Origin of the sequence: Paenibacillus aquistagni (assembly GCF_900177815.1) — a bacterium.
Classification (GTDB): Bacteria; Bacillota; Bacilli; order Paenibacillales; family Paenibacillaceae; genus Paenibacillus_B; species Paenibacillus_B aquistagni.
In genome coordinates this window covers 438,145-457,901 of sequence record NZ_FXAZ01000003.1, presented here as the reverse complement: position 1 = coordinate 457,901, position 19,757 = coordinate 438,145, and the positions used below count along the sequence as shown (strand labels likewise).

Below are 19,757 nucleotides of genomic sequence, written 5' to 3'. Positions count from 1 at the left end.
TCCTTCACCCCTTCTTTCGTAGAGGAGTTAACCTATACATTGAATGTTTGAATGGGATCTATTTGCTAAAAATCTCAAGACAGACAGCCGTTACAAAAATATTGGCTAACGCAATCGGCAGCAGCACCTTCCAGCCCAAGCTCATCAACTGATCCACTCGGATACGCGGCAGTGTCGCACGCAGCCAGAACAAGAAGAAGACACAAAAAGAGAACTTCAGCACGAACCATAGCAGCCCTGGAATCACATCCAGCGCAGCAAGCGGCGGATGCCATCCTCCGAGAAACAAAACGGTGGTTAGCGCAGATATCGCAAAGACATACACATACTCCGCCAGCATAAAGAAAGCAAAGCGAAACCCGCTGTATTCGACATGGTAGCCCGCAACAAGCTCTGACTCAGCTTCAGGCAGATCAAAGGGGGTACGGTTCAGCTCCGAGACAGCCGCGATGACAAACACCATGAAACCCACGATCTGCGGGAACAGATTCCATTCCCAGAAGTTGCTGCCCTGTCCTTCAACGATCGTTCGAAGACTCAAGCTGCCATTCATCATAATGATGCCGACTACGGACAGCACCAGCGGAATCTCATAGCTGATCATTTGGGCAGCGGAACGCATCCCGCCAAGCAAGGAATACTTGTTATTCGAAGCCCACCCTGCGAGCACAATGCCAATCGTCGAAATACTCGACAATGCCGCATAATACAGCAGCCCTACATTCAGATCAGCAAAGCCCAGTGTGGAGGTATAAGGAATGGTCGCCAGTACGGCAAAGGCTGGGACATAAGCAATCACTGGAGCCAGAATAAACAGCGCCCGATCTGCTTTTTTAGGAATGGTATCTTCTTTAATCAGCAGTTTGAAAATATCTGCGATCGTTTGGAACATGCCGAATGGACCTAATCGAGTCGGCCCATGACGGTACTGCATCCAGCCAATCACTTTGCGTTCAAAATAGATGGCGTAGGTCACAAACCCCAATACGATGAATAAGAAGACAATGCCCCATCCCAGAAAAATCAATCCGTTCTGCCATGTAAACGTCTGTTGAATGAGCTCATTCATCAGCAGTCCACCTCTCCAACGACAATATCAACACCGCCCAGGATCGTAATCAGGTTCGTCATGGTTTCTCCGATCAGCAGCTTCGGCAGAATCTGCAAGTTCACAAAGGAAGGGCGCCTAAACTTCAAGCGATAAGGCTCTGCTTTTCCTTTTGAGATGATATAGCAGCCAATTTCCCCTCGTGGAGATTCAATGCGAGCATAGATTTCGCCTTCGGGCGGACGAATCACCCTTGGCACCTTGCCCATCGTCTCCCCTGAGGATGGAAACTGAGCGACAGCCTGCTCCAGGATACGCAGGCTTTCCTTAATCTCTTGGATGCGAATCACATAACGGTCATAGCAATCTCCCTTCGAGCCAAGCGGAACATCGAACTCAAATCGTGGATACAGGCTGTATGGCTCTGCCCTGCGAAGATCCCAGTCCACTCCTGTCGACCGCAGATTGGCTCCGCTTAGGCCATAGTTAATGGCCGTCTCCTGATCATACTGTCCGACTCCTTTAATGCGAGCGAGGAAGATCTCATTGCCGCTGACGAGTCGATCATACTCATCAAGCCTTTTTCGCATGTGCGGAATAAAGTCCCTCACCTTATCGATCCACCCGCTTGGAGCATCCCATTTCACTCCGCCTACTCGCATATAGTTATAGGTCAATCTCGCCCCGCACAGCTCATTGAACAAATCCACGATGATCTCCCGATCACGAAATGCATACAAAAAAGGACTCATCGCGCCAATGTCCAGCAAATAGGTCCCCCACCATACGAGATGGCTAGCTACTCTTTGCAGCTCCATGACTATAAGCCTAAGAAACTCGGCTCTCTCCGGCACTTCAATGTCCATAAGCTTCTCGACGGCATGAACCAGCACATAATTGTTAGTCATCGCTGAGACATAATCCATCCGATCCGTATACGGGATAATCTGGGTGTAGTTTAAGTTCTCAGCCAGCTTCTCCGTACCCCGATGCAAGTACCCCATTACGGGTGTTGCATCCGTGATTACCTCGCCATCGAGCTTCACGATGATGCGAAATACGCCATGTGTGCTCGGATGCTGTGGTCCAACATTCAGCAGCAGTTCTTCTGTACGTATCATTGTGCTATACCTCCGAATCGAGCGGCTCATAATCTTTGCGCAGCGGATGACCGACCCATTGATCTGGCATCATGATTCGCGTTAAGTTCGGATGATCGGAGAAATGGATGCCGAACAGATCATAAACCTCTCGTTCATTCCAATTTGCAGCTTCCCATAGGGAGGTCACGGAAGGAATACTCGGAGAGTCGCAATCCGCCCTCACATGGATGGCTACCTCTCTTCTCGTAGACAGTCCGATTAAATGGTAGACCACTTCTAAATAGCTCTCCTGATCCACACCTGATAGATTCCGCAAATAATTACACTGCCAGGCTGGATCATGCTTTAGCCACTCGGCTAAGCGCAGCCAATGCTCGCATGCAACCACAAGCGTGATCAAATGACCATTCTTCTGATTAATGCCAGCTGACTGCACGGCCGATTCCGCCACTTCTCGCTTGATGCCCTCCAACAGCTGATCCAGCAATGGCTGTAAAGGAGATGGCTCCTCAGGCACTGCTTCTGCTGACTTCGCGGCCCTCGGCGGCTTGGCTGGTCGTTCTTTTGCCGATCCTGTAGGTGTTGGTGTTGCCTTCGTATCATTCTTCGATTTGTCCTTGGCAGCTTCCGTATCGGTTGCGTTAGCAGGGGGCTTAGGCGGTGTTTGTTTCTGCTCTAGGTTAGCGGTTTCATGGAGCGCTGCTGTCTCTACTTTTTCCTCTTGGCTTATGGCTTGTGAGTGTACATCTTGCGTACTTGAGGATATTGCTTCTTGCTGAAGTGGCTCGTGTGATGGTTCATGAGGTGTACTTGAAGGTTCACTCTTTTGTTCTAGCTTGTGACCTTGCTCTTGTTCCTGCTTATGATCTTTTTCTTCGCGTTGATTCTTGTCTTCACTCACGTTGCGGTCACCCGCTTTCCTGTCTTCGCCTCATAGCGGATCTTCTCCTGAAGCTTGTGAATACCATAAATAAGCGCAGCCGGATTCGGCGGACAGCCGGGAATGTACACATCGACAGGGACAACTTGGTCCACCCCTTTAACGACAGCATAGGATTTGACATAGGGTCCCCCGGCTGTAGCGCAAGATCCCATCGCAATGACCCATTTTGGCTCAGGCATCTGATCATACAGCCGTCGAAGCAGAGGCGCCATCTTCTTGGTCACTGTACCTGCCACAATCATGCAATCGGATTGCCGAGGAGACGTCCGGAATATCACCCCAAAGCGATCGAGATCATAATGAGAGGCGCCCGTTCCCATCATTTCTATTGCGCAGCAGGCGAGTCCGAACGTTAACGGCCAGATTGAATTGCTTCTAGCCCAGCCCTTTACCTGCTCCAGTGTCGTTAAAAATACATTCTGTTCAAGCTGCTGTCTCTCTTCAGGCGCTAAAGATTCTAATGAGAATTCCATGTCAACACCCTCTTCTTCCAGGCATATACCAATCCAACGAGCAGAAGCAGAACAAAAATGAGCATCTCTAACAACACAAATAATCCTAGCTGCTTATACGCAACGGCCCATGGATACAGGAATATCGTCTCTACATCAAAAATGACAAACATAAGCGCAAATACATAGTAGCGAATATTAAACCTGACTTGTCCTACTCCTACCGGGTCATTTCCGCTCTCATAGGTAGTCTTCTTCATTTCTGTCGGCTTGTGAGGACGAAGCCACCTGCCTGCCGTCAGTGCTATGACTGGCAGCAAGATTCCTAAAGCTACGAAAATGACCACAATGACATAATGATTCAAGTATTCCATCGCATCTCCCCCATCTTGCATATCACGAAGAGCACGAATGGCCTTTTCCTTTTAGAGCCTGCGGCGTGCCCTACCTGACTTTTGGTTGCCTCTTATACTATATGAACAGGCTTTCTGTTTATGAATGGGAAGCGTAATCGGGATAAGAATTCCTTATAATTGAGGGGAAAGGTATCTAAAATGGGCAAAAAAAAGAGCCGTGTCTCTACACGGCTATCCAATGGAGGATGAGGAACTACAACCAACCAACTGCATGACGTACCTTACCGGAGGAACGTCCGCAAGAACGTAGTCAACGCGATAACACCTCAAGCTATATGTGAGAATGATTATCAATATTAACTGAGATCAGTATACTAAATGCTCCACTTGCCTGTCAACCATCTTGAAACTTATTTTTAAATATTTTTCCAAATATCGGCTGATGCGTTTTTTGTAATCATTGTCTTTGAAGGATCGCATTCGTTCGTTTACAATATTCAATACATCATGTCTATTTGCAAGGAGTTGAATCCAGTGAATCAACCATCCATTTGGATCGTTGGCGCAGGCTGCGGTATCGGCCTTGGCATCGCTAGAACATTCGGCAAGCGTGGCTATACGCCTGTCCTTATTACCAAAGATGAATCTACCCTTCAGCACATGAAGCAAGCTTTACTAGAGCATAACATCCAAGCAGACGGTGTGGTCGCTTATTCCGGTCAGCTTGATCAGCTGTCGGCCGCTCTTGCGGATCTGCTTGAGAGAAGCGGTGTTCCTGATGTACTTGTCTATAACGCTTCCTCACATACGCCAGGTTATCCATCTGAAGTCTCGACATCAGATCTGCTGCAGGACTTCCAGGTCAATGTGCTTGGCGCTGTGACCTCGGTTCAAGCTGTACTGCCACACATGAAAGCACGCGGCACAGGCTCCATTCTGCTCACAGGCGGTGGTCAAGCCCTGCATCCAACACCAACGCTAGCTTCACTTGGCATCGGCAAATCAGGACTTCGCAGTCTCGCACTCAGTCTTCATGAAGAGCTGAAACAAGCTGGACTATATGCCGGAACGTTAACGATATGCGGATTTGTGCAAGAGGGGACGCCTTTTGATTCATCGACAATCGGAGATGCGTTCTACCGCATGCATATGGAGAAAAAAGAAGCAGAGGTGCAATTGAAGCCTTAGTGTGTTCTTGCTGACACACCATGAACTTATTTTATTTAAACCTGAAAACCTGATTGCTTGATTAGCTATATTCATTCAGGCTTATAACATGCGCTCTCTTCCCGAAGGAGCACATACAAAAAAGAGACGGCATTGCTATCTTTATGATAGGCATACCGTCTCTTTTGCTATAAACAACGTCTTAACGCTTCGTATGCTTCGTCACTTCGATACGCGTAAGCGCACGTTGAAGAGACACTTCAGCACGACGGAAGTCGACGTGGTCTTTCTTGCTGCGTTCATTCATCTTCAGGCGTTGCTCCGCACGAACCATCGCTGCCTTCGCACGATCGACATCGATATCTTCTGGCAGCTCTGCGCTTTCAGCAAGGATGACGACCTTCTGCTGGCCAACCTCAATGAAGCCGCCGTGAACCGCAAGCCATGTATCCTTGCCGTTCATTTTGATCTTCACTGGTGAGATTCGAAGCGGCGTTACTAAAGGAATATGACCCGCCATAATACCAAGATCACCTTCAACGCCTTTGACGACAACCATATCCACTTGTTCAGCGAATACTTTGCGTTCAGGAGTAACGATTTCTAACAAAAAGGTACTCAACTGCGGTTTCCTCCTTCCGTTCCACATCTAATAGGAGATGCAGACCGTATCACGTCACGCTAACGCCTTACAGCGTCTTCGCTTTCTCCACAGCTTCTTCGATCGAACCAACGAACAAGAATGCCGCTTCTGGCAAGTCGTCATGTTTGCCGTCCAGGATCTCTCTGAAGCTGCGAACCGTTTCTTTAACGGGCACATACTTACCAGCAAGACCAGTGAACTGCTCCGCTACGTGGAACGGCTGGGACAAGAAGCGCTGAACTTTACGTGCACGTGCAACAGTCAGCTTATCTTCCTCAGACAACTCGTCCATACCCAAGATATTGATGATATCTTGAAGCTCTCTGTAACGTTGAAGAAGGCGTTTAACGCCTTGAGCTACATTGTAGTGCTCTTCTCCGACAACGTCTGGAGTCAGGATACGAGAAGAAGAAGCGAGTGGATCTACCGCAGGGAAGATACCCATCTCGGAGATCTTACGCTCCAAGTTCGTTGTTGCATCCAAGTGAGCAAACGTCGTTGCTGGCGCTGGATCGGTATAGTCATCCGCAGGAACGTAAATCGCTTGAATAGAGGTTACAGAACCTTTTTTTGTCGATGTAATACGCTCTTGAAGCTGACCCATCTCTGTTGCCAGCGTTGGCTGGTAACCTACCGCAGATGGCATGCGGCCAAGTAACGCGGATACCTCGGAGCCTGCTTGTGTGAAGCGGAAGATGTTATCGATGAAGAGCAATACGTCTTTGCCTTCTTGATCACGGAAGTATTCCGCCATAGTAAGGCCTGTCAAGGCTACACGAAGACGAGCACCTGGTGGTTCGTTCATCTGACCGAATACCATCGCCGTCTTGTTGATTACGCCGGAATCCTTCATCTCGTGGTACAAGTCATTACCTTCACGAGTACGCTCACCAACACCGGAGAATACGGAGATACCGCCGTGCTCTTGCGCAATGTTGTTGATCAATTCCTGAATCGTAACGGTTTTACCTACGCCTGCACCACCGAAGAGGCCGATCTTACCGCCCTTCGCATAAGGAGCGAGCAAGTCGATAACTTTGATACCTGTTTCAAGCATTTCTGCTTGAGTAGAAAGTTCTTCGAACTTCGGTGCTTCACGGTGAATGGGGCTTTGGTGCTCAGAAACCACTTCACCAACGTTATCGATTGGATTACCCAATACGTTAAATACACGACCAAGTGTAACATTACCCACTGGTACGGAGATTGGAGCACCAAGGTCAACAGCTTCCATACCGCGCACCATACCATCTGTAGAAGACATCGCAATACAACGAAGAGTGCTGTCACCCAAATGCACAGCTGCTTCCAGCGTCAGGCTGATGTCAGGCGCGCCAGGAGTGGTTGATTTGTGCTCAACCTTGATTGCGTTCAAAATTTCCGGAAGTTGACCGCGTTCGAACTCAATGTCGACGACCGGACCCATAACGCTTATCACGCGTCCTTTGTTCATCTTGTTCCCTCCTCTGATGAATTCGATGGCAAGAAGCGTTCATCGATTCATACTAAATCAAAACTCGCATATTCCGAATTAGCCTTGTGCGTTCGCGCCGGCTACGATTTCTGTAATTTCTTGCGTAATGGCTGCTTGACGAGCACGGTTGTACGTCAACGTCAGGCTGGAGATCATCTCCGATGCATTCTTCGTCGCAGAACCCATTGCCGTCATACGCGCTCCAAATTCACTTGCCTTCGCGTCCAATACAGCGCTATAAATCAGTGTCTCAGCATATTTCGGCAAGAGGTGCTCCAGCACAACCTCAGGAGAAGGCTCAAATTCATACGATGCCGTAAGGCCATCGCCTTCATGAGCTGTTGCATCGTCTTCGAGTGGAAGAAGACGCTTCTCAGTTGGGATATGCGTCAAAGCGTTCACGAATTGGTTGTAGAATACATTCAATTCGTCATACTGCCCCTCGTCGAAATACTTCACTGCTTTATAGGCAACCGTCTTGATATCCGCAAAGGTAGGCGAATCTGGCAATTCCGTAATTTCCTCCACGATCGGCAAACCGCGACGGCGGAAGTAATCACGTCCCTTACGTCCAATAACAAATAGTACGTATTCATCCTTTGATGTATGGCGTTCACGAATGGTATCCATCACCAAGCGAAGAATATTGGCATTATAGCCGCCTGCAAGACCACGGTCGGAAGTCACAACGAGGTAGCCGATCTTCTTCACTGGACGCTTCACGAGCATCGGGTGAGACACGCCTCTTGTGCCGGATGCGATGCTTGTCACAACCTCTTTTAGCTTATCCGCATACGGACGAGCTGCTTGAGCTTGCTCCTGAGCACGGCGAAGCTTTGCAGCTGCAACCATCTCCATCGCCTTAGTGATCTGCTTCGTACTTTGAATACTTTTAATTTGGCGTTTTATTTCGCGCATTCCTTTAGCCACTTACGTTTCACCTGCCTTAAGCGCTTTGCATGAGGCAAAGCAAACTTCTCGTTCCGGTTGTGAGTCCGGGCAGGTCTATGCGACCTTACCCTACTCACGCTCTATCCTTAAGCTGATACAGCAAAGCCCTTCTTGAACTGGTTCACAGCTTCTACGATGCCGTCTTCGATTTCCTTGGACAAATCTTTTGTCTCACGGATGCCGTCAAGCACGGAGCTGTAGTTTGTTTCAACGAACTTCAAGAAATCTTGCTCGAAGCGTGTAACGTCTTGGACAGGAATCTCATCGATATGTCCTTTTGTCGCCACGTACAAGCTGACAACCTGCTTTTCAACCGCAAGCGGCTGGTGTACGCCTTGCTTCAGGATTTCCATCAGACGAGCACCACGGTTCAAACGAGACAAGGTGGACTTATCAAGGTCGGAACCGAACTGCGCGAACGCTTGAAGCTCACGATATTGAGCCAGATCAAGACGCAGTGTACCTGCTACTTTTTTCATGGCTTTGATTTGAGCGGAACCACCAACACGAGATACGGAGATACCAACGTTGATCGCTGGACGCTGACCCGAGTAGAACAAATCTGACTCAAGGAAGATCTGACCGTCTGTGATGGAGATTACGTTTGTTGGAATGTATGCCGATACGTCGGAAGCTTGTGTCTCGATAAATGGCAGTGCAGTCAAGGAACCGCCGCCAAGTTCATCGCTAAGCTTCGCTGCGCGCTCTAGCAAGCGGGAGTGCAAGTAGAAGACATCCCCTGGATATGCTTCACGGCCTGGAGGACGACGAAGCAGCAAGGAAAGCTCACGATAAGCAGCCGCCTGTTTAGTCAAGTCATCATAGATAACTAGCACATGTCCGCCTTTGTACATGAAGTACTCACCCATTGCACAACCTGCATAAGGAGCCAAGTAAAGAAGTGGAGATGGCTCAGAAGCAGCAGCTGTAACCACGATGGTATAATCAAGCGCACCATTGCGGCGAAGGGTTTCTACTACTTGCGCAACCGTAGATTGCTTTTGACCGATCGCAACGTAAATACATTTTACGCCGTTTCCTTTTTGGTTAAGGATGGTATCGATCGCGATTGCCGTCTTACCTGTTTGACGGTCACCGATAATCAATTCGCGCTGTCCACGGCCGATTGGAACCATGGAGTCAATCGCTTTGATACCGGTCTGCATTGGCTCATGTACCGATTTACGATCGATAACACCTGGAGCATTTGCTTCAACAGGACGGAATTCAGTTGTTTCGATTGGGCCTTTGCCATCAACTGGCTGACCAAGCGGGTTCACGACGCGGCCGAGCATCGCTTCGCCAACAGGAACTTCCATAATGCGTCCTGTACGTTTAACTTCGTCACCCTCGCGAATATCTGTGTAAGGTCCAAGAATAACGACACCGACATTGTTCTCTTCAAGGTTAAGGGCCATACCCATAACACCGTTAGAGAATTCGAGCAACTCACCCTGCATACATTGTTCGAGACCATATACGCGAGCAATACCGTCACCGACATAGATTACAGTGCCGATCTCAGATACTTCGATCTCCGCTTTATATTTCTCGATTTGACTTTTTATCAGCGTGCTGATTTCATCAGGTCTAATGCTCAATTCGCTTCACCCCATTCTACCTTGCTTATTTCATTATTTTTTGCAGTTGCTTCAGCTTGCCGGACAAGCTTCCATCATAAAGGCGATCTCCGATTCGAACCTGAAGTCCGCCGATAATCGAAGGATCGACAATGTTTTTAATGCGAATCTTCTTATTAAGCTGCTTACCGAACGTAGCCGCGACTGATTCTTTTTCAGCATCAGGAAGCGGTACTGCCGACGTCACGATGGCGTCTGCCACATTTATAGCGGCACTCGCAATCCGGACATAGCTATCGAGCACATCATTCAATACTTGAATGCGTCCACGCTCAATAAGAAGCTGAACTGTATCTAGAACCGTATCCGAAGTTTGATCTTTAAATGTTTCACGCAAAACGTTCATTTTGCCTTCCATGTCAATCTTCGGCGTTGTTAATAGCAATTGAAGGTCATGATTAGAAGTGATCGCTTGGACTACGAATTCAAGCTGCTGTTCGGTTTCCAATACCGTGTTCTTTTCTTGAGCAAGCTCGAACAGTGCCTTCGCATATCGTTTTGCAACAGCGGTCTCACGATTCATTATTGTTTGCCCCCTACCTCATTCAGGTATTGGCCAACCAATTCCGTTTGATCCTTCTCGTCAATTTCTTTGGTCAGGATCTTGGATGCGATCGCGACGGACATGCTGCTCACTTCACCACGCAGCGCTGCAATAGCTTTTTCCTTCTCATTCTCGATATCACGAGCTGCACTATCCTTAAGGCGAGTTGTTTCTTCTTTCGCCTTCTCGATGATTTCATCTGCTTGAAGGGAAGAACTACGCTTCGCTTGCTCAATGATATCGTGAGCCTCTTTACGAGCTGTAGCAAGGGCTTCCTTCTGCTCATCGATATATTGCTGAGCTTGCGTGCGACTGCTTGCAGCTTCGTCAAGCTGCTGCTTAACTAGCTCACGACGCTTCTCCATAACGGAGAACAATGGGCCAAACGCGTATTTGGAAAGCAAGAAGTACAAAATACCGAATGCAACAATAGCCCAGACGAAATTTTCCCATACAAAACTCAATGCAGTCACTCCTTTCCGATAACATCATGCGAGGCAGCCTCCGGCCGCAGCTTCACCAAACCTGTTCGCGGACAAGCTGTACAAGAATGGAGAAGCTTCTCGCATCTAGACAATCTATCGTTACTTGTTCAGGAATCTTCATTCACATGTGTACTTGCATAAAAGTAAGGCGCGGATGGCATCGGCCTTCCCCGCCAGACCGTTGTCTATTAAATTAAGAGAACATGATCAAGAACGCGATAAGTGTTGCAGCAAGAGGAATAACCTCTACGATACCAACACCGATAAACATTGTTGTTTGCAAAGCGCTTTTCGCTTCAGGTTGACGAGCAATGGACTCAACTGTACTTTTTACGATCATACCATTACCAAGACCAGCGCCCAATGCGCCCATACCTACTGCAATTGCTGCTGCTAACATTTCCATGAGTTAAATCCTCCTCAAAATTATCTTTCATAATATAGTGGTATTGCTTATTGATCTCACCTTCGATACGTCTAGTATCTAACGGAAGAGTTAATCAATGTTCTTCGTGCACGGTGGCTTGACCGATGTATACCATCGTCAGCATTGTGAAGATGAAAGCCTGCAAGGCGCCTACGAAAAGACTGAAACCTTGCCATGCTGCGACAAACGGAAGTCCAAAGACACTTGCCTTGATTAAGGTTGCGAGAATAACTTCACCTGCGAAGATGTTGGCAAACAAACGGATTGCTAGCGCAACTGGCTTCGCGATGTTCTCAACAATATTAAGCGGCAGGAAGATCCAAAATGGTTCTACATAATGCTTCAAATAATGTTTGCGGTTATCTTTAAGCCCCATTACATTGATAAGTACAAAGACCATAAAGGCTAAACCGGCAGTAATCGAGAGATCAGCTGTTGGTGATTTCCACCATAGAAGATGCGCATGCTCATTCGTAAGCGTGGCCTGAATAGGCTGTCCAAAAATACTCTGAACACCGTGTGCCTCTGTAATGACTGCAAACGGCAATCCTAGTATGTTGGATACAAAGATAAAGAGCATCAAGGTCAGTCCCAAGGAAATATACTTGCGCCCATGCTTCAAATCCATTGCACTAGAAACTAGATTCTCAACAAATTCCACAACCCATTCCATAAAGTTCTGCAATTTGCCTGGATTTTCAACTGATAGATTGCGTACTGCTAGTTTAGCAAGCACCATGACCACGATGACCGTGATAAGCAGCATGCCTATAGCAGACAAGTCAAAACGCAATCCTCCCAATACAATTATCGGCGATTCATGCATGTCGTTGTGTTCACCCCTTTCCGATAAGATGGTTAATGCTTATTCTTTAAACTCAAAACAAGGGCCACAACCAAAATCAAAAGCTGGGCCATGAACAACCCTATTATCGTAAACACCAGAGATACCTGCTCGAACTTTACAGCAAACATAACGACTAGCAGCCCAATGCATAATCTGGTGACGAAACCTAAGCTGACTCTTTTTTTGTTGGATTGTGTCGCGATCTCGGACACTTGAGCAACCTTCATCGACAAATACCTAACATTGATCAGTCCTGCCGCCAAGCCTAAGGTCATTCCAAGTGTTTCGGCGCGATAATCAGGCAACAATGCATAGCCAAAGAGCAGCGCAGACATGAGAAGGAAGGTAACTCTTGTCGTGCCATTGACAATGGCGTGCATCTCATTCATGTTGCTCCCCCACAAACTTTCTAATCAGCCATACGATATTCAAAATACCTAGTATAAACCCTACGATAGCTCCAATGCCCATCCATAGCTTAGGCCCTTCGTACAGGTGCATCATCCACTTTCCAAGAAGCAACCCAACCACGATATAACCCGCTAACGTAAAGCCCGCTCCGCCTATTGCAAGAGCAACACGCCAGGCACTCGCCTCTGTTTCCTTTTTCTTCATAGGATATTTTTCCCATATCATTTTATCGAAAAATTAAAACATTTGTCAACGAATGTTACGTGTTATTCAGCGCTCTTTTTGAGCCTTTGAAAACGTTCCAACTGTACAGTAACACTGTATACTGTGAGGCTTTAACTTACAAGCATAGAGTTAATTAATTTGTGAACATTGTGTGAAAACTGGACGGTTTTTCCTTTTTTATACCGAAGCTGTGAAGTATCGCACTGACAATGCGTTCCGACGCTTTTCCGTCCCCATAAGGGTTCGCAGCCTTGCTCATTTTCGAATAGACGCTTTCATCGGTTAAAAGGATCTTCGCGTGCTCATAAATACGAGCTTCATCCGTTCCGACTAATTCTAATGTTCCTGCATCAATGCCTTCTGGACGTTCAGTGGTGTCACGAAGCACAAGCACCGGAATGCCAAAGGATGGTGCCTCCTCTTGAAGTCCGCCAGAATCTGTCAAGATTAAATGAGTATGCGGATAGAAGTTGTGAAGATCTACCACATCAAGCGGTTCAATCAATTTAATACGAGGATGGTCGCCAAGCATCTCATGAGCAGGCTCACGAACGGCCGGACTAGGATGTACCGGGTACACGATCGCAACGTCCTCAAACTCGTCAGCAATGCGTCGTACAGCCCGGAAGATGTTGCGGTGCGGCTCCCCTTGAGATTCGCGGCGATGAGCCGTCATTAGAATCAGGCGCTTACCTTGTGCCCAATCGAGCACCTCATGGGTATAATCAGGTCGTACCGTATATTGAAACACATCTGTGACTGTGTTGCCTGTGACATATATCGATGACTCCGATTTATTTTCTTTTCTCAAGTTGTCAGCAGACCAATTCGTCGGTGAAAAATGAAGATCAGCAATCACACCTGTCAGCTGACGATTCATTTCTTCTGGATAGGGAGACATCTTGTTCCATGTGCGAAGACCTGCTTCGACATGTCCGACCTTGATTTGCTGCAGGAACGCAGCATAGCTTGCGAGGAACGTGGTCAGCGTGTCCCCGTGAACAAGCACGATATCTGGCTTCGCCTCACGCAGAACAGGCTCTAAGCCTCCCAGCACGCGAATCGAAATATCATTTAGCGTTTGGCGCTGCTGCATAATATCAAGGTCATAATCCGGCTTGATGTTGAATACATCTAGGACTTGGTCCAGCATTTGACGGTGCTGAGCGGTTACGCACACGATGGATTCGATTTGCTCAGGGTGCTTTTCCAGTTCGAGGATGAGCGGTGCCATCTTGATTGCCTCCGGGCGTACGCCGAATACCGTCATAACTTTTAATTTGCTCACAGAAATGCCCCCATTCTATCAATATCTACTCTAACAGGCCATCCCTACAATCAAGGACGGCCTTCACTACAGATGTGTGGCTGTCTTCTAGCGACATGCCATATGTAGGTTGACCAGCTTAAGCATGACTCGACAGCATATTTCAAAGAAAAGAATACCAACGCTCAACGGCTTTGCATCTTGCTTTCATGGCATGAAGGCACGAAGAGAGCGATGATAAGAACATTCCACTAGGGTAGAGAAAGATCAATCTCCCTCCACCCCTACAGCAGAATGCTTCCCAGGATGAATTACTTTGTTCCGAACAGACGATCTCCGGCATCGCCAAGTCCAGGAATAATGTATCCATGGTCGTCAAGCTTCTCATCAAGAGCAGCAAGATAAATATCTACATCCGGATGTGCTTCCTGCACAGCCTTTACGCCTTCAGGAGCAGCAATCAAGCACATCAGCTTGATTCGCGTGCAATCGCGTTTCTTCAGAACATCGATAGCAGCAATAGCAGAGCCGCCTGTTGCAAGCATTGGGTCAATCACGATCAACTCACGCTCTTGAACATCGGTTGGCAGCTTCGTGTAGTATTCTACTGGCTGCAGGGTCTCTGGGTCACGGAACAAGCCGACGTGGCCAATCTTAGCGCCTGGGATCAGCTTCACGATGCCTTCGACCATGCCAAGGCCTGCACGAAGGATCGGGATCAAGCCCAGCATGCGTCCTGCGATGATATTGGACTGTGTCTTCGCTACAGGAGTTTCCACTTCAATAGCCTCAAGGCGCAGCTCGCGTGTAATCTCGTAAGCCATCAAGGTAGCCACTTCATCAACAAGCTCACGGAAATCTTTTGTGCTTGTGCGCTTGTCCCGAATCAAGGTGGTTTTGTGTTGAATCAATGGGTGATCGCAAATGATCAGTTTGCTCATAAAAAATTGTCCCTCCGCTTTATACTCTTTGCTGACTCATATGTTGTGTGTTGTCGTTCACTGAAACAGCCCCTATTATAACATCCCTTGTGCTAAACTGCACATTAACCGGATCATGGAAAACATTTTATCCATAAAATGTTTTTAGAAGAAATGTAAAAAACTATACTTTTAAATTGAAAGCATTTCTTCTACTGGTTATTCATTCCTCAAACAACTTAGGCTTTCCCTTCTTCAATAGAGAGTGCCCAACGAATTCAGAATGAGCCCCATCCTGCTGTTTTTGTAATCTGAGCGTAGGTATGCAGTTTATTAACAGGACAAAGACAGGGAAATCATGCTTTATTATCGGCAACCATATGAAAAACATGAGTCCGTTCACAAAAAATTTCGAAAGGGAAAATGTTCACTTTTTGTTCATCACAGGCACTAACCGCCTCATAGCATACGTTCTTATTTGTTCGGACATGGATAGGCAAGCATCCTGCACACATGCAAGAAGGCCTCTCCAACCAGAGAGGCCTATAGCTAGTCATCTATCATCATCTGTCTGAAACAAGCCGCTGATTAGTACTTCAGCTCAGGGTAAAGCGGATATTGATCCGTCAGTTCACGCACCATCGTACGCGCTTTGCTCAGCACCGCTTCATCCGTAGGGTTTTTGAGCGTGAGGGCAATGATCTCGCCGATCTTCACCATCGCCGCTTCATCCATGCCGCGAGAAGTCGCTGCAGGGGTACCGATGCGGATGCCGCTTGTAACGAATGGGCTTGTTGGATCAAATGGAATCGCATTCTTGTTAACCGTGATGCCTACCTCATCAAGCACCTTCTCTGCATCTTTACCTGTGATGTTAATGTTGCGGGTATCAATCAGCACCAAGTGATTGTCTGTACCGTCAGATACCAAGTTAAGCCCTTGAGCCATCAACGATTCAGCCAATACCTGCGCGTTCTTGACAACCTGCTCAGCGTAAGCCTTGAAGGAAGGCTGAAGCGCCTCTCCCAGCGCTACCGCCTTAGATGCGATAACATGCATCAGTGGGCCGCCTTGCGTACCAGGGAAGACCGCTTTGTCAATGGCCTGCGCCCAAGCCTTGCGACAGAGAATCATCCCGCCGCGCGGACCGCGAAGCGTCTTGTGCGTCGTTGTCGTAACAAAGTGGGCATGCGGAACTGGGCTTGGATGGAGCCCTGCTGCAACGAGTCCTGCGATATGGGCCATATCAACCATGAACAATGCACCTACATCATTCGCAATGCTAGCGAGCGCTTCAAAATCGATAACGCGAGGGTACGCGCTGGCACCCGCAACGATCATCTTCGGACGATGCTTGAATGCAGCCTTGCGAACATCATCATAGTCGATGCGGAATGTATCTTCCTTTACACCGTAAGCAACGAAATTGTACAAGAGGCCCGAAGCATTAACCGGACTTCCATGTGTCAAGTGACCGCCATGAGCCAAATTCATGCCAAGCACGGTGTCTCCAGGCTTCAGAGCAGCAAGATATACCGCCATGTTCGCTTGAGCACCAGAATGCGGCTGAACATTGACATGCTCTGCACCAAACAATTCCTTTGCACGATCGCGAGCCAAATCTTCCACGATATCAACATGCTCGCAGCCGCCATAATAACGGCGTCCTGGATAGCCTTCTGCATATTTGTTCGTTAGAACGGTGCCCATGGCCTCCATAACTGCTTCGCTAACAATGTTCTCGGATGCAATAAGCTCAATGTTGTGACGCTGACGCTGAAGCTCAAGATTCATCGCTTCCAATACTTCTGGGTCCTGCTGTCTCAAATGATCAACCATAGACATTTCGTCCTCCCCGGTAATCGTTATTGTTATTTATTCAAATCGGAATGCTTTGGCATTCGTCGATAAGACATCATCGGACTGCCAATCATGCTTAGCAGTTCCAGCATCCTTACTTGCAGTTCGCAGAGCTGTCCTCTATGACAGGCGCCTCATACACCGCACGGGCACCGCCAATGAGCTTCGGTCTTGTCGCCGCCATGGCGACATGAGCATGGCCGATCCCCTTCACTGACGTGCGAAGCGGAATTGCCACTCTCTTCAAATGCATGCCAATCAGCGTTTCCCCAATGTCGATGCCTGCATGTGCAGTGATCTCCTCGACAAGACAAGCATCCTGAAGCTTCTGATAGGCACAAGCAGCCATAGAGCCGCCGGCTCTTGGCACGGGGACGGCACTGACCTCCGTCCATCCAAACTTGTCGCAGCAAGCACGCTCCACGACCAATGCGCGATTCAGATGCTCGCAGCATTGGAAAGCCAGATGCACTCCATAATCGAGGCTTAATCGTTGCAGCCCATCAAAAAGCGCTTCCGCCACCTCAAGCGTTCCAGCTGTTCCGATGCGTTCCCCCAGCACTTCGCTCGTGCTGCAGCCAATGACAACCACTTGCCCTTGTTTAAGCTTGGCAGCCTGCCCTATTGCCTCTGCGGCTTGTGCAGCCTGCTCACGAACCGTTTCGATCCATGGCTGTGTCATCATACCAACCCTTTCCTACACGATTCTTCCTGCCCTTATTGCGACCAGCATCGTGGCAGTCGTGGCAGGATCTGTCTCCTTACAGCGATTCTTCGATCTGCTTCAGCTTGTTTAATCGACCTACATGACGTTCACCTTCGCTAAACGGCGTCGTCAGCCAAGTGCGCACAATCTCCTGCGCAAGGCCTGGGCCTACAACTCGCTCGCCAAGTGCAAGCACATTCGTGTCGTTATGCTCTCGTGTCGCCTGAGCAGAGAACAAATCATGTACAAGCGCACAGCGAACGCCGTGGACTTTGTTGGCCGCAATCGACATGCCGATGCCTGTACCGCAGATGAGAATCCCCCGGTCTGCCTTTCCTTCCGCAACCAGCTTTGCCACTGGAAGAGCATAATCTGGATAATCTACGGAATCGTTGCAGTGACAACCTTGATCCGTCACCTCATGGCCCATTTCTTGTATCACCGCAATAATATCTTCTTTCAATCTTACTCCAGCGTGATCTGCACCTATTGCAATTAACACGGATCCATTCCCCCTACCTTGATTCGGCTATAAGCATCTGCGACATGCGAAGCACCTCGCAGTAAGCACGTTCACTCCTGCGGCTCCCATGTCCCATTAGATAGTTCTATTATAGCTAATTTGATGAAAAAATGGCGGAATCGACAAGGAAATGATTCCCCCGCTTCCTTACAAGCGCAGCATCTATTCAAAAAAAGGAGAGATAAAGAAAAAAGAGCACAGCATGCGTCATGCATACCTTGCTCTTCTGCCCAGGCGACCGGCCGTATCTCTAGTGCTCCATCGTGGTATCCCACTCTCGTCGCCAGTTACACTAGAGTCTTGTGATTTAGCTGAATCATATCGTATTTCATGAAAGAAATCAACTGTTTTTCTATTTTTCTGAAAGTCTGTGCAGGAGCTGATCCAACGCCTGCGCAATCTCACTTGCTGTCTGCTCATAATGCAAGAGCGAGCCGCCGAATGGATCGCCAATGTCCATATCCGGGAGCTGGCTTTGCAAGTAATTCAGCTGCTCCATCTCTTCGGTCGTCGGCTGGTCGCCAAGAGCAAGCTTAAGCTGAAGCTCCGTTACCAATGCATTCAGCGCCCCTTGCACATTGCGCTGATCGCCGTCTTGATGGACATATTCCTTCAACGTAAATGTCTTGTCCGCTGCTTCAGGGAAGCGCTGCAGCACATGCTGCTTATGCCCAAGGGTAAGCGTCAGCACAAGATCAGCCCACGCCACAGCTTGTCCAGTCAGGGCATGCGAGCGGAATTGCTCATTGCTCATCTTGCGCTGTTCAAGCACCTCTTTGGCATGCTGCGACATCGGTGTTCCATCCCATGCGGACACGCCTGCGGATTGCACCTCGATCGTTACACCTCGGGACTTGGCCATATGTCTTAGCATCGACTCTGCCATTGGACTCCGGCAGGTATTGCCTGTACACACAAATAAGATGTTTGTCATGCTATCCCCTCCTCACATCTCTCTTGATCCGTTCTAGCGTTCCGTTCTAGCGTTCTAATGTTCCTGCGTTCTGGCGAATGATATTCTTTGCTGATGATAAGGATTATGCTCCCATCTCTTAGCTGAATGCTCATCCCTCTGCTGCAGCCCGCATGACTGCGGCAAGCTCAGTTGATGTCATTGCCTTCACAATTCGAGCATACTGGTCTAGAAAATAAACATCAAGCCAAAGGTAAACAATATCGCTCCTCCTACCGCTTCTCCATATTCTCCAATTTTTGAACCCGCGTATTTCCCTAAGATCATGCCTATCGTAGACATAAGGCCGCCGCATAGGCCAAAGGCTAATATCGTGAACAACAGGTTGGAATGAAACATACCAAGCGAGATTCCTACTGAAAAGGAGTCGACGCTTACGCTCAAAGTAAAAAGCAAGCTGCCGGCGATGCTCTCCATCGCTCTCCATTCCTGCGGTTCAACCTTAAAGGCATTGTAAATCATGTGACCGCCCAGCAAGAGCAGCAAGCCGCCTGCTGCAATAATTGTAATCTGACCGAGCAGAGAGCTCATAAAGAAGCCCGCTTGCATGCCAATGATCGGCAGCAGCATATGAAAGCAGGCAATCAAGAGGCTGATGCGAACCATATACCAACGATTCAGCTTGCGCATGCCTAAGCCAAGGCACAACGAGAATGCATCAAAGCCCAATGCAACCGCCATTACCATTACCGTCAGCCATTCCCCCATGGGGATTGATCCCGTCATCACACTCTCCCCTTGTCCATGCATCTATCTGAAAGTATGCGGACAAGAGGTGTTTCATGACATGAA

At 48.3% G+C, this 19,757-nt stretch carries 23 protein-coding genes and 1 riboswitch; of the genes, 1 reads left to right on the top strand and 22 read right to left on the bottom strand.

What is annotated here, in order from left to right; translation table 11 throughout:
* Window positions 1-58: 58 nt before the first annotated feature.
* The 5 genes from nuoH to B9Y93_RS13425 are packed head-to-tail and all read right to left on the bottom strand — an operon-like array spanning window position 59 to window position 3,920.
* On the bottom strand, window positions 59-1,069 hold the full coding sequence (gene nuoH / locus B9Y93_RS13445) for an NADH-quinone oxidoreductase subunit NuoH (protein WP_085494925.1): 1,011 nt from the start codon (window positions 1,067-1,069) through the stop codon (window positions 59-61).
* A complete protein-coding gene (locus B9Y93_RS13440; protein ID WP_085494924.1) occupies window positions 1,069-2,169 on the bottom strand; it encodes an NADH-quinone oxidoreductase subunit D in 1,101 nt (366 codons plus the stop codon). Before B9Y93_RS13440 ends, nuoH begins: the two co-directional genes overlap by 1 nt.
* A gap of 4 nt (window positions 2,170-2,173) precedes the next feature.
* The gene (locus tag B9Y93_RS13435; RefSeq protein ID WP_244903399.1) at window positions 2,174-3,052 is read right to left on the bottom strand and encodes an NADH-quinone oxidoreductase subunit C; all 879 of its coding nucleotides are present in this window, start codon (window positions 3,050-3,052) and stop codon (window positions 2,174-2,176) included.
* Window positions 3,049-3,567 (bottom strand): NuoB/complex I 20 kDa subunit family protein, encoded by a 519-nt coding sequence (locus B9Y93_RS13430; protein WP_085494923.1) that lies wholly within the window; start codon window positions 3,565-3,567, stop codon window positions 3,049-3,051. Before B9Y93_RS13430 ends, B9Y93_RS13435 begins: the two co-directional genes overlap by 4 nt.
* Entirely contained in the window at window positions 3,552-3,920 is a 369-nt protein-coding gene (locus B9Y93_RS13425) for an NADH-quinone oxidoreductase subunit A (protein ID WP_085494922.1), read from the bottom strand. Before B9Y93_RS13425 ends, B9Y93_RS13430 begins: the two co-directional genes overlap by 16 nt.
* A 516-nt stretch (window positions 3,921-4,436) precedes the next feature.
* Here B9Y93_RS13425 and B9Y93_RS13420 point away from each other — a divergent pair.
* Window positions 4,437-5,090 carry an SDR family NAD(P)-dependent oxidoreductase gene (locus tag B9Y93_RS13420; protein WP_085494921.1) on the top strand — a complete coding sequence of 218 codons (654 nt, stop codon included), beginning with the start codon at window positions 4,437-4,439 and terminating at the stop codon, window positions 5,088-5,090.
* Between the two features lie 181 nt (window positions 5,091-5,271).
* On the opposite strand, the gene B9Y93_RS13415 is transcribed toward B9Y93_RS13420, so the two are convergent.
* The 17 genes from B9Y93_RS13415 to B9Y93_RS13335 form a co-directional block, all read right to left on the bottom strand.
* Window positions 5,272-5,691: a F0F1 ATP synthase subunit epsilon gene (locus tag B9Y93_RS13415; protein ID WP_085494920.1), complete on the bottom strand. Its 420-nt coding sequence runs from the start codon at window positions 5,689-5,691 to the stop codon at window positions 5,272-5,274.
* Between the two features lie 67 nt (window positions 5,692-5,758).
* Entirely contained in the window at window positions 5,759-7,165 is a 1,407-nt protein-coding gene (gene atpD, locus B9Y93_RS13410; protein ID WP_085494919.1) for a F0F1 ATP synthase subunit beta, read from the bottom strand.
* A 78-nt stretch (window positions 7,166-7,243) separates the two neighbouring features.
* Window positions 7,244-8,116 (bottom strand): ATP synthase F1 subunit gamma, encoded by an 873-nt coding sequence (atpG, locus tag B9Y93_RS13405; protein WP_085494918.1) that lies wholly within the window; start codon window positions 8,114-8,116, stop codon window positions 7,244-7,246.
* A gap of 107 nt (window positions 8,117-8,223) precedes the next feature.
* Window positions 8,224-9,738 carry a F0F1 ATP synthase subunit alpha gene (gene atpA, locus B9Y93_RS13400; protein ID WP_085494917.1) on the bottom strand — a complete coding sequence of 505 codons (1,515 nt, stop codon included), beginning with the start codon at window positions 9,736-9,738 and terminating at the stop codon, window positions 8,224-8,226.
* A 25-nt stretch (window positions 9,739-9,763) separates the two neighbouring features.
* Window positions 9,764-10,300, bottom strand: a complete 537-nt coding sequence (locus tag B9Y93_RS13395) for a F0F1 ATP synthase subunit delta (RefSeq protein WP_085494916.1) — start codon at window positions 10,298-10,300, stop codon at window positions 9,764-9,766.
* Window positions 10,300-10,785 (bottom strand): F0F1 ATP synthase subunit B, encoded by a 486-nt coding sequence (gene atpF, locus B9Y93_RS13390; protein ID WP_085494915.1) that lies wholly within the window; start codon window positions 10,783-10,785, stop codon window positions 10,300-10,302. The genes B9Y93_RS13395 and atpF overlap by 1 nt, the downstream gene beginning before the upstream one ends.
* A gap of 214 nt (window positions 10,786-10,999) precedes the next feature.
* Window positions 11,000-11,212, bottom strand: coding sequence for a F0F1 ATP synthase subunit C (gene atpE, locus B9Y93_RS13385; RefSeq protein ID WP_085494914.1), 213 nt, complete (start codon window positions 11,210-11,212; stop codon window positions 11,000-11,002).
* A 94-nt stretch (window positions 11,213-11,306) separates the two neighbouring features.
* Entirely contained in the window at window positions 11,307-12,059 is a 753-nt protein-coding gene (gene atpB, locus B9Y93_RS13380; RefSeq protein WP_085494913.1) for a F0F1 ATP synthase subunit A, read from the bottom strand.
* Between the two features lie 32 nt (window positions 12,060-12,091).
* Complete coding sequence (locus B9Y93_RS13375) at window positions 12,092-12,469, bottom strand: ATP synthase subunit I (RefSeq protein WP_085494912.1); 378 nt, start codon at window positions 12,467-12,469, stop codon at window positions 12,092-12,094.
* Complete coding sequence (locus B9Y93_RS13370) at window positions 12,462-12,695, bottom strand: AtpZ/AtpI family protein (RefSeq protein WP_085494911.1); 234 nt, start codon at window positions 12,693-12,695, stop codon at window positions 12,462-12,464. The genes B9Y93_RS13375 and B9Y93_RS13370 overlap by 8 nt, the downstream gene beginning before the upstream one ends.
* A gap of 154 nt (window positions 12,696-12,849) precedes the next feature.
* Window positions 12,850-14,004 (bottom strand): non-hydrolyzing UDP-N-acetylglucosamine 2-epimerase, encoded by a 1,155-nt coding sequence (gene wecB / locus B9Y93_RS13365; protein WP_085494910.1) that lies wholly within the window; start codon window positions 14,002-14,004, stop codon window positions 12,850-12,852.
* Window positions 14,005-14,294: 290 nt separating this feature from the next.
* Window positions 14,295-14,924, bottom strand: coding sequence for a uracil phosphoribosyltransferase (gene upp, locus B9Y93_RS13360; protein WP_085494909.1), 630 nt, complete (start codon window positions 14,922-14,924; stop codon window positions 14,295-14,297).
* Window positions 14,925-15,491: 567 nt separating this feature from the next.
* Window positions 15,492-16,742, bottom strand: coding sequence for a serine hydroxymethyltransferase (locus B9Y93_RS13355; protein WP_085494908.1), 1,251 nt, complete (start codon window positions 16,740-16,742; stop codon window positions 15,492-15,494).
* Window positions 16,743-16,857: 115 nt separating this feature from the next.
* Window positions 16,858-17,445 carry a TIGR01440 family protein gene (locus tag B9Y93_RS13350; protein WP_085495153.1) on the bottom strand — a complete coding sequence of 196 codons (588 nt, stop codon included), beginning with the start codon at window positions 17,443-17,445 and terminating at the stop codon, window positions 16,858-16,860.
* A gap of 79 nt (window positions 17,446-17,524) precedes the next feature.
* Window positions 17,525-17,971 (bottom strand): ribose 5-phosphate isomerase B, encoded by a 447-nt coding sequence (gene rpiB / locus B9Y93_RS13345; protein ID WP_085494907.1) that lies wholly within the window; start codon window positions 17,969-17,971, stop codon window positions 17,525-17,527.
* 242 nt (window positions 17,972-18,213) lie between these two features.
* Window positions 18,214-18,293, bottom strand: a riboswitch (ZMP/ZTP riboswitch).
* A 51-nt stretch (window positions 18,294-18,344) separates the two neighbouring features.
* Window positions 18,345-18,926 carry a low molecular weight protein arginine phosphatase gene (locus tag B9Y93_RS13340; RefSeq protein WP_085494906.1) on the bottom strand — a complete coding sequence of 194 codons (582 nt, stop codon included), beginning with the start codon at window positions 18,924-18,926 and terminating at the stop codon, window positions 18,345-18,347.
* A 207-nt stretch (window positions 18,927-19,133) separates the two neighbouring features.
* Entirely contained in the window at window positions 19,134-19,694 is a 561-nt protein-coding gene (locus B9Y93_RS13335) for a manganese efflux pump MntP (protein WP_425320341.1), read from the bottom strand.
* Between the last annotated feature and the right edge of the window lie 63 nt (window positions 19,695-19,757).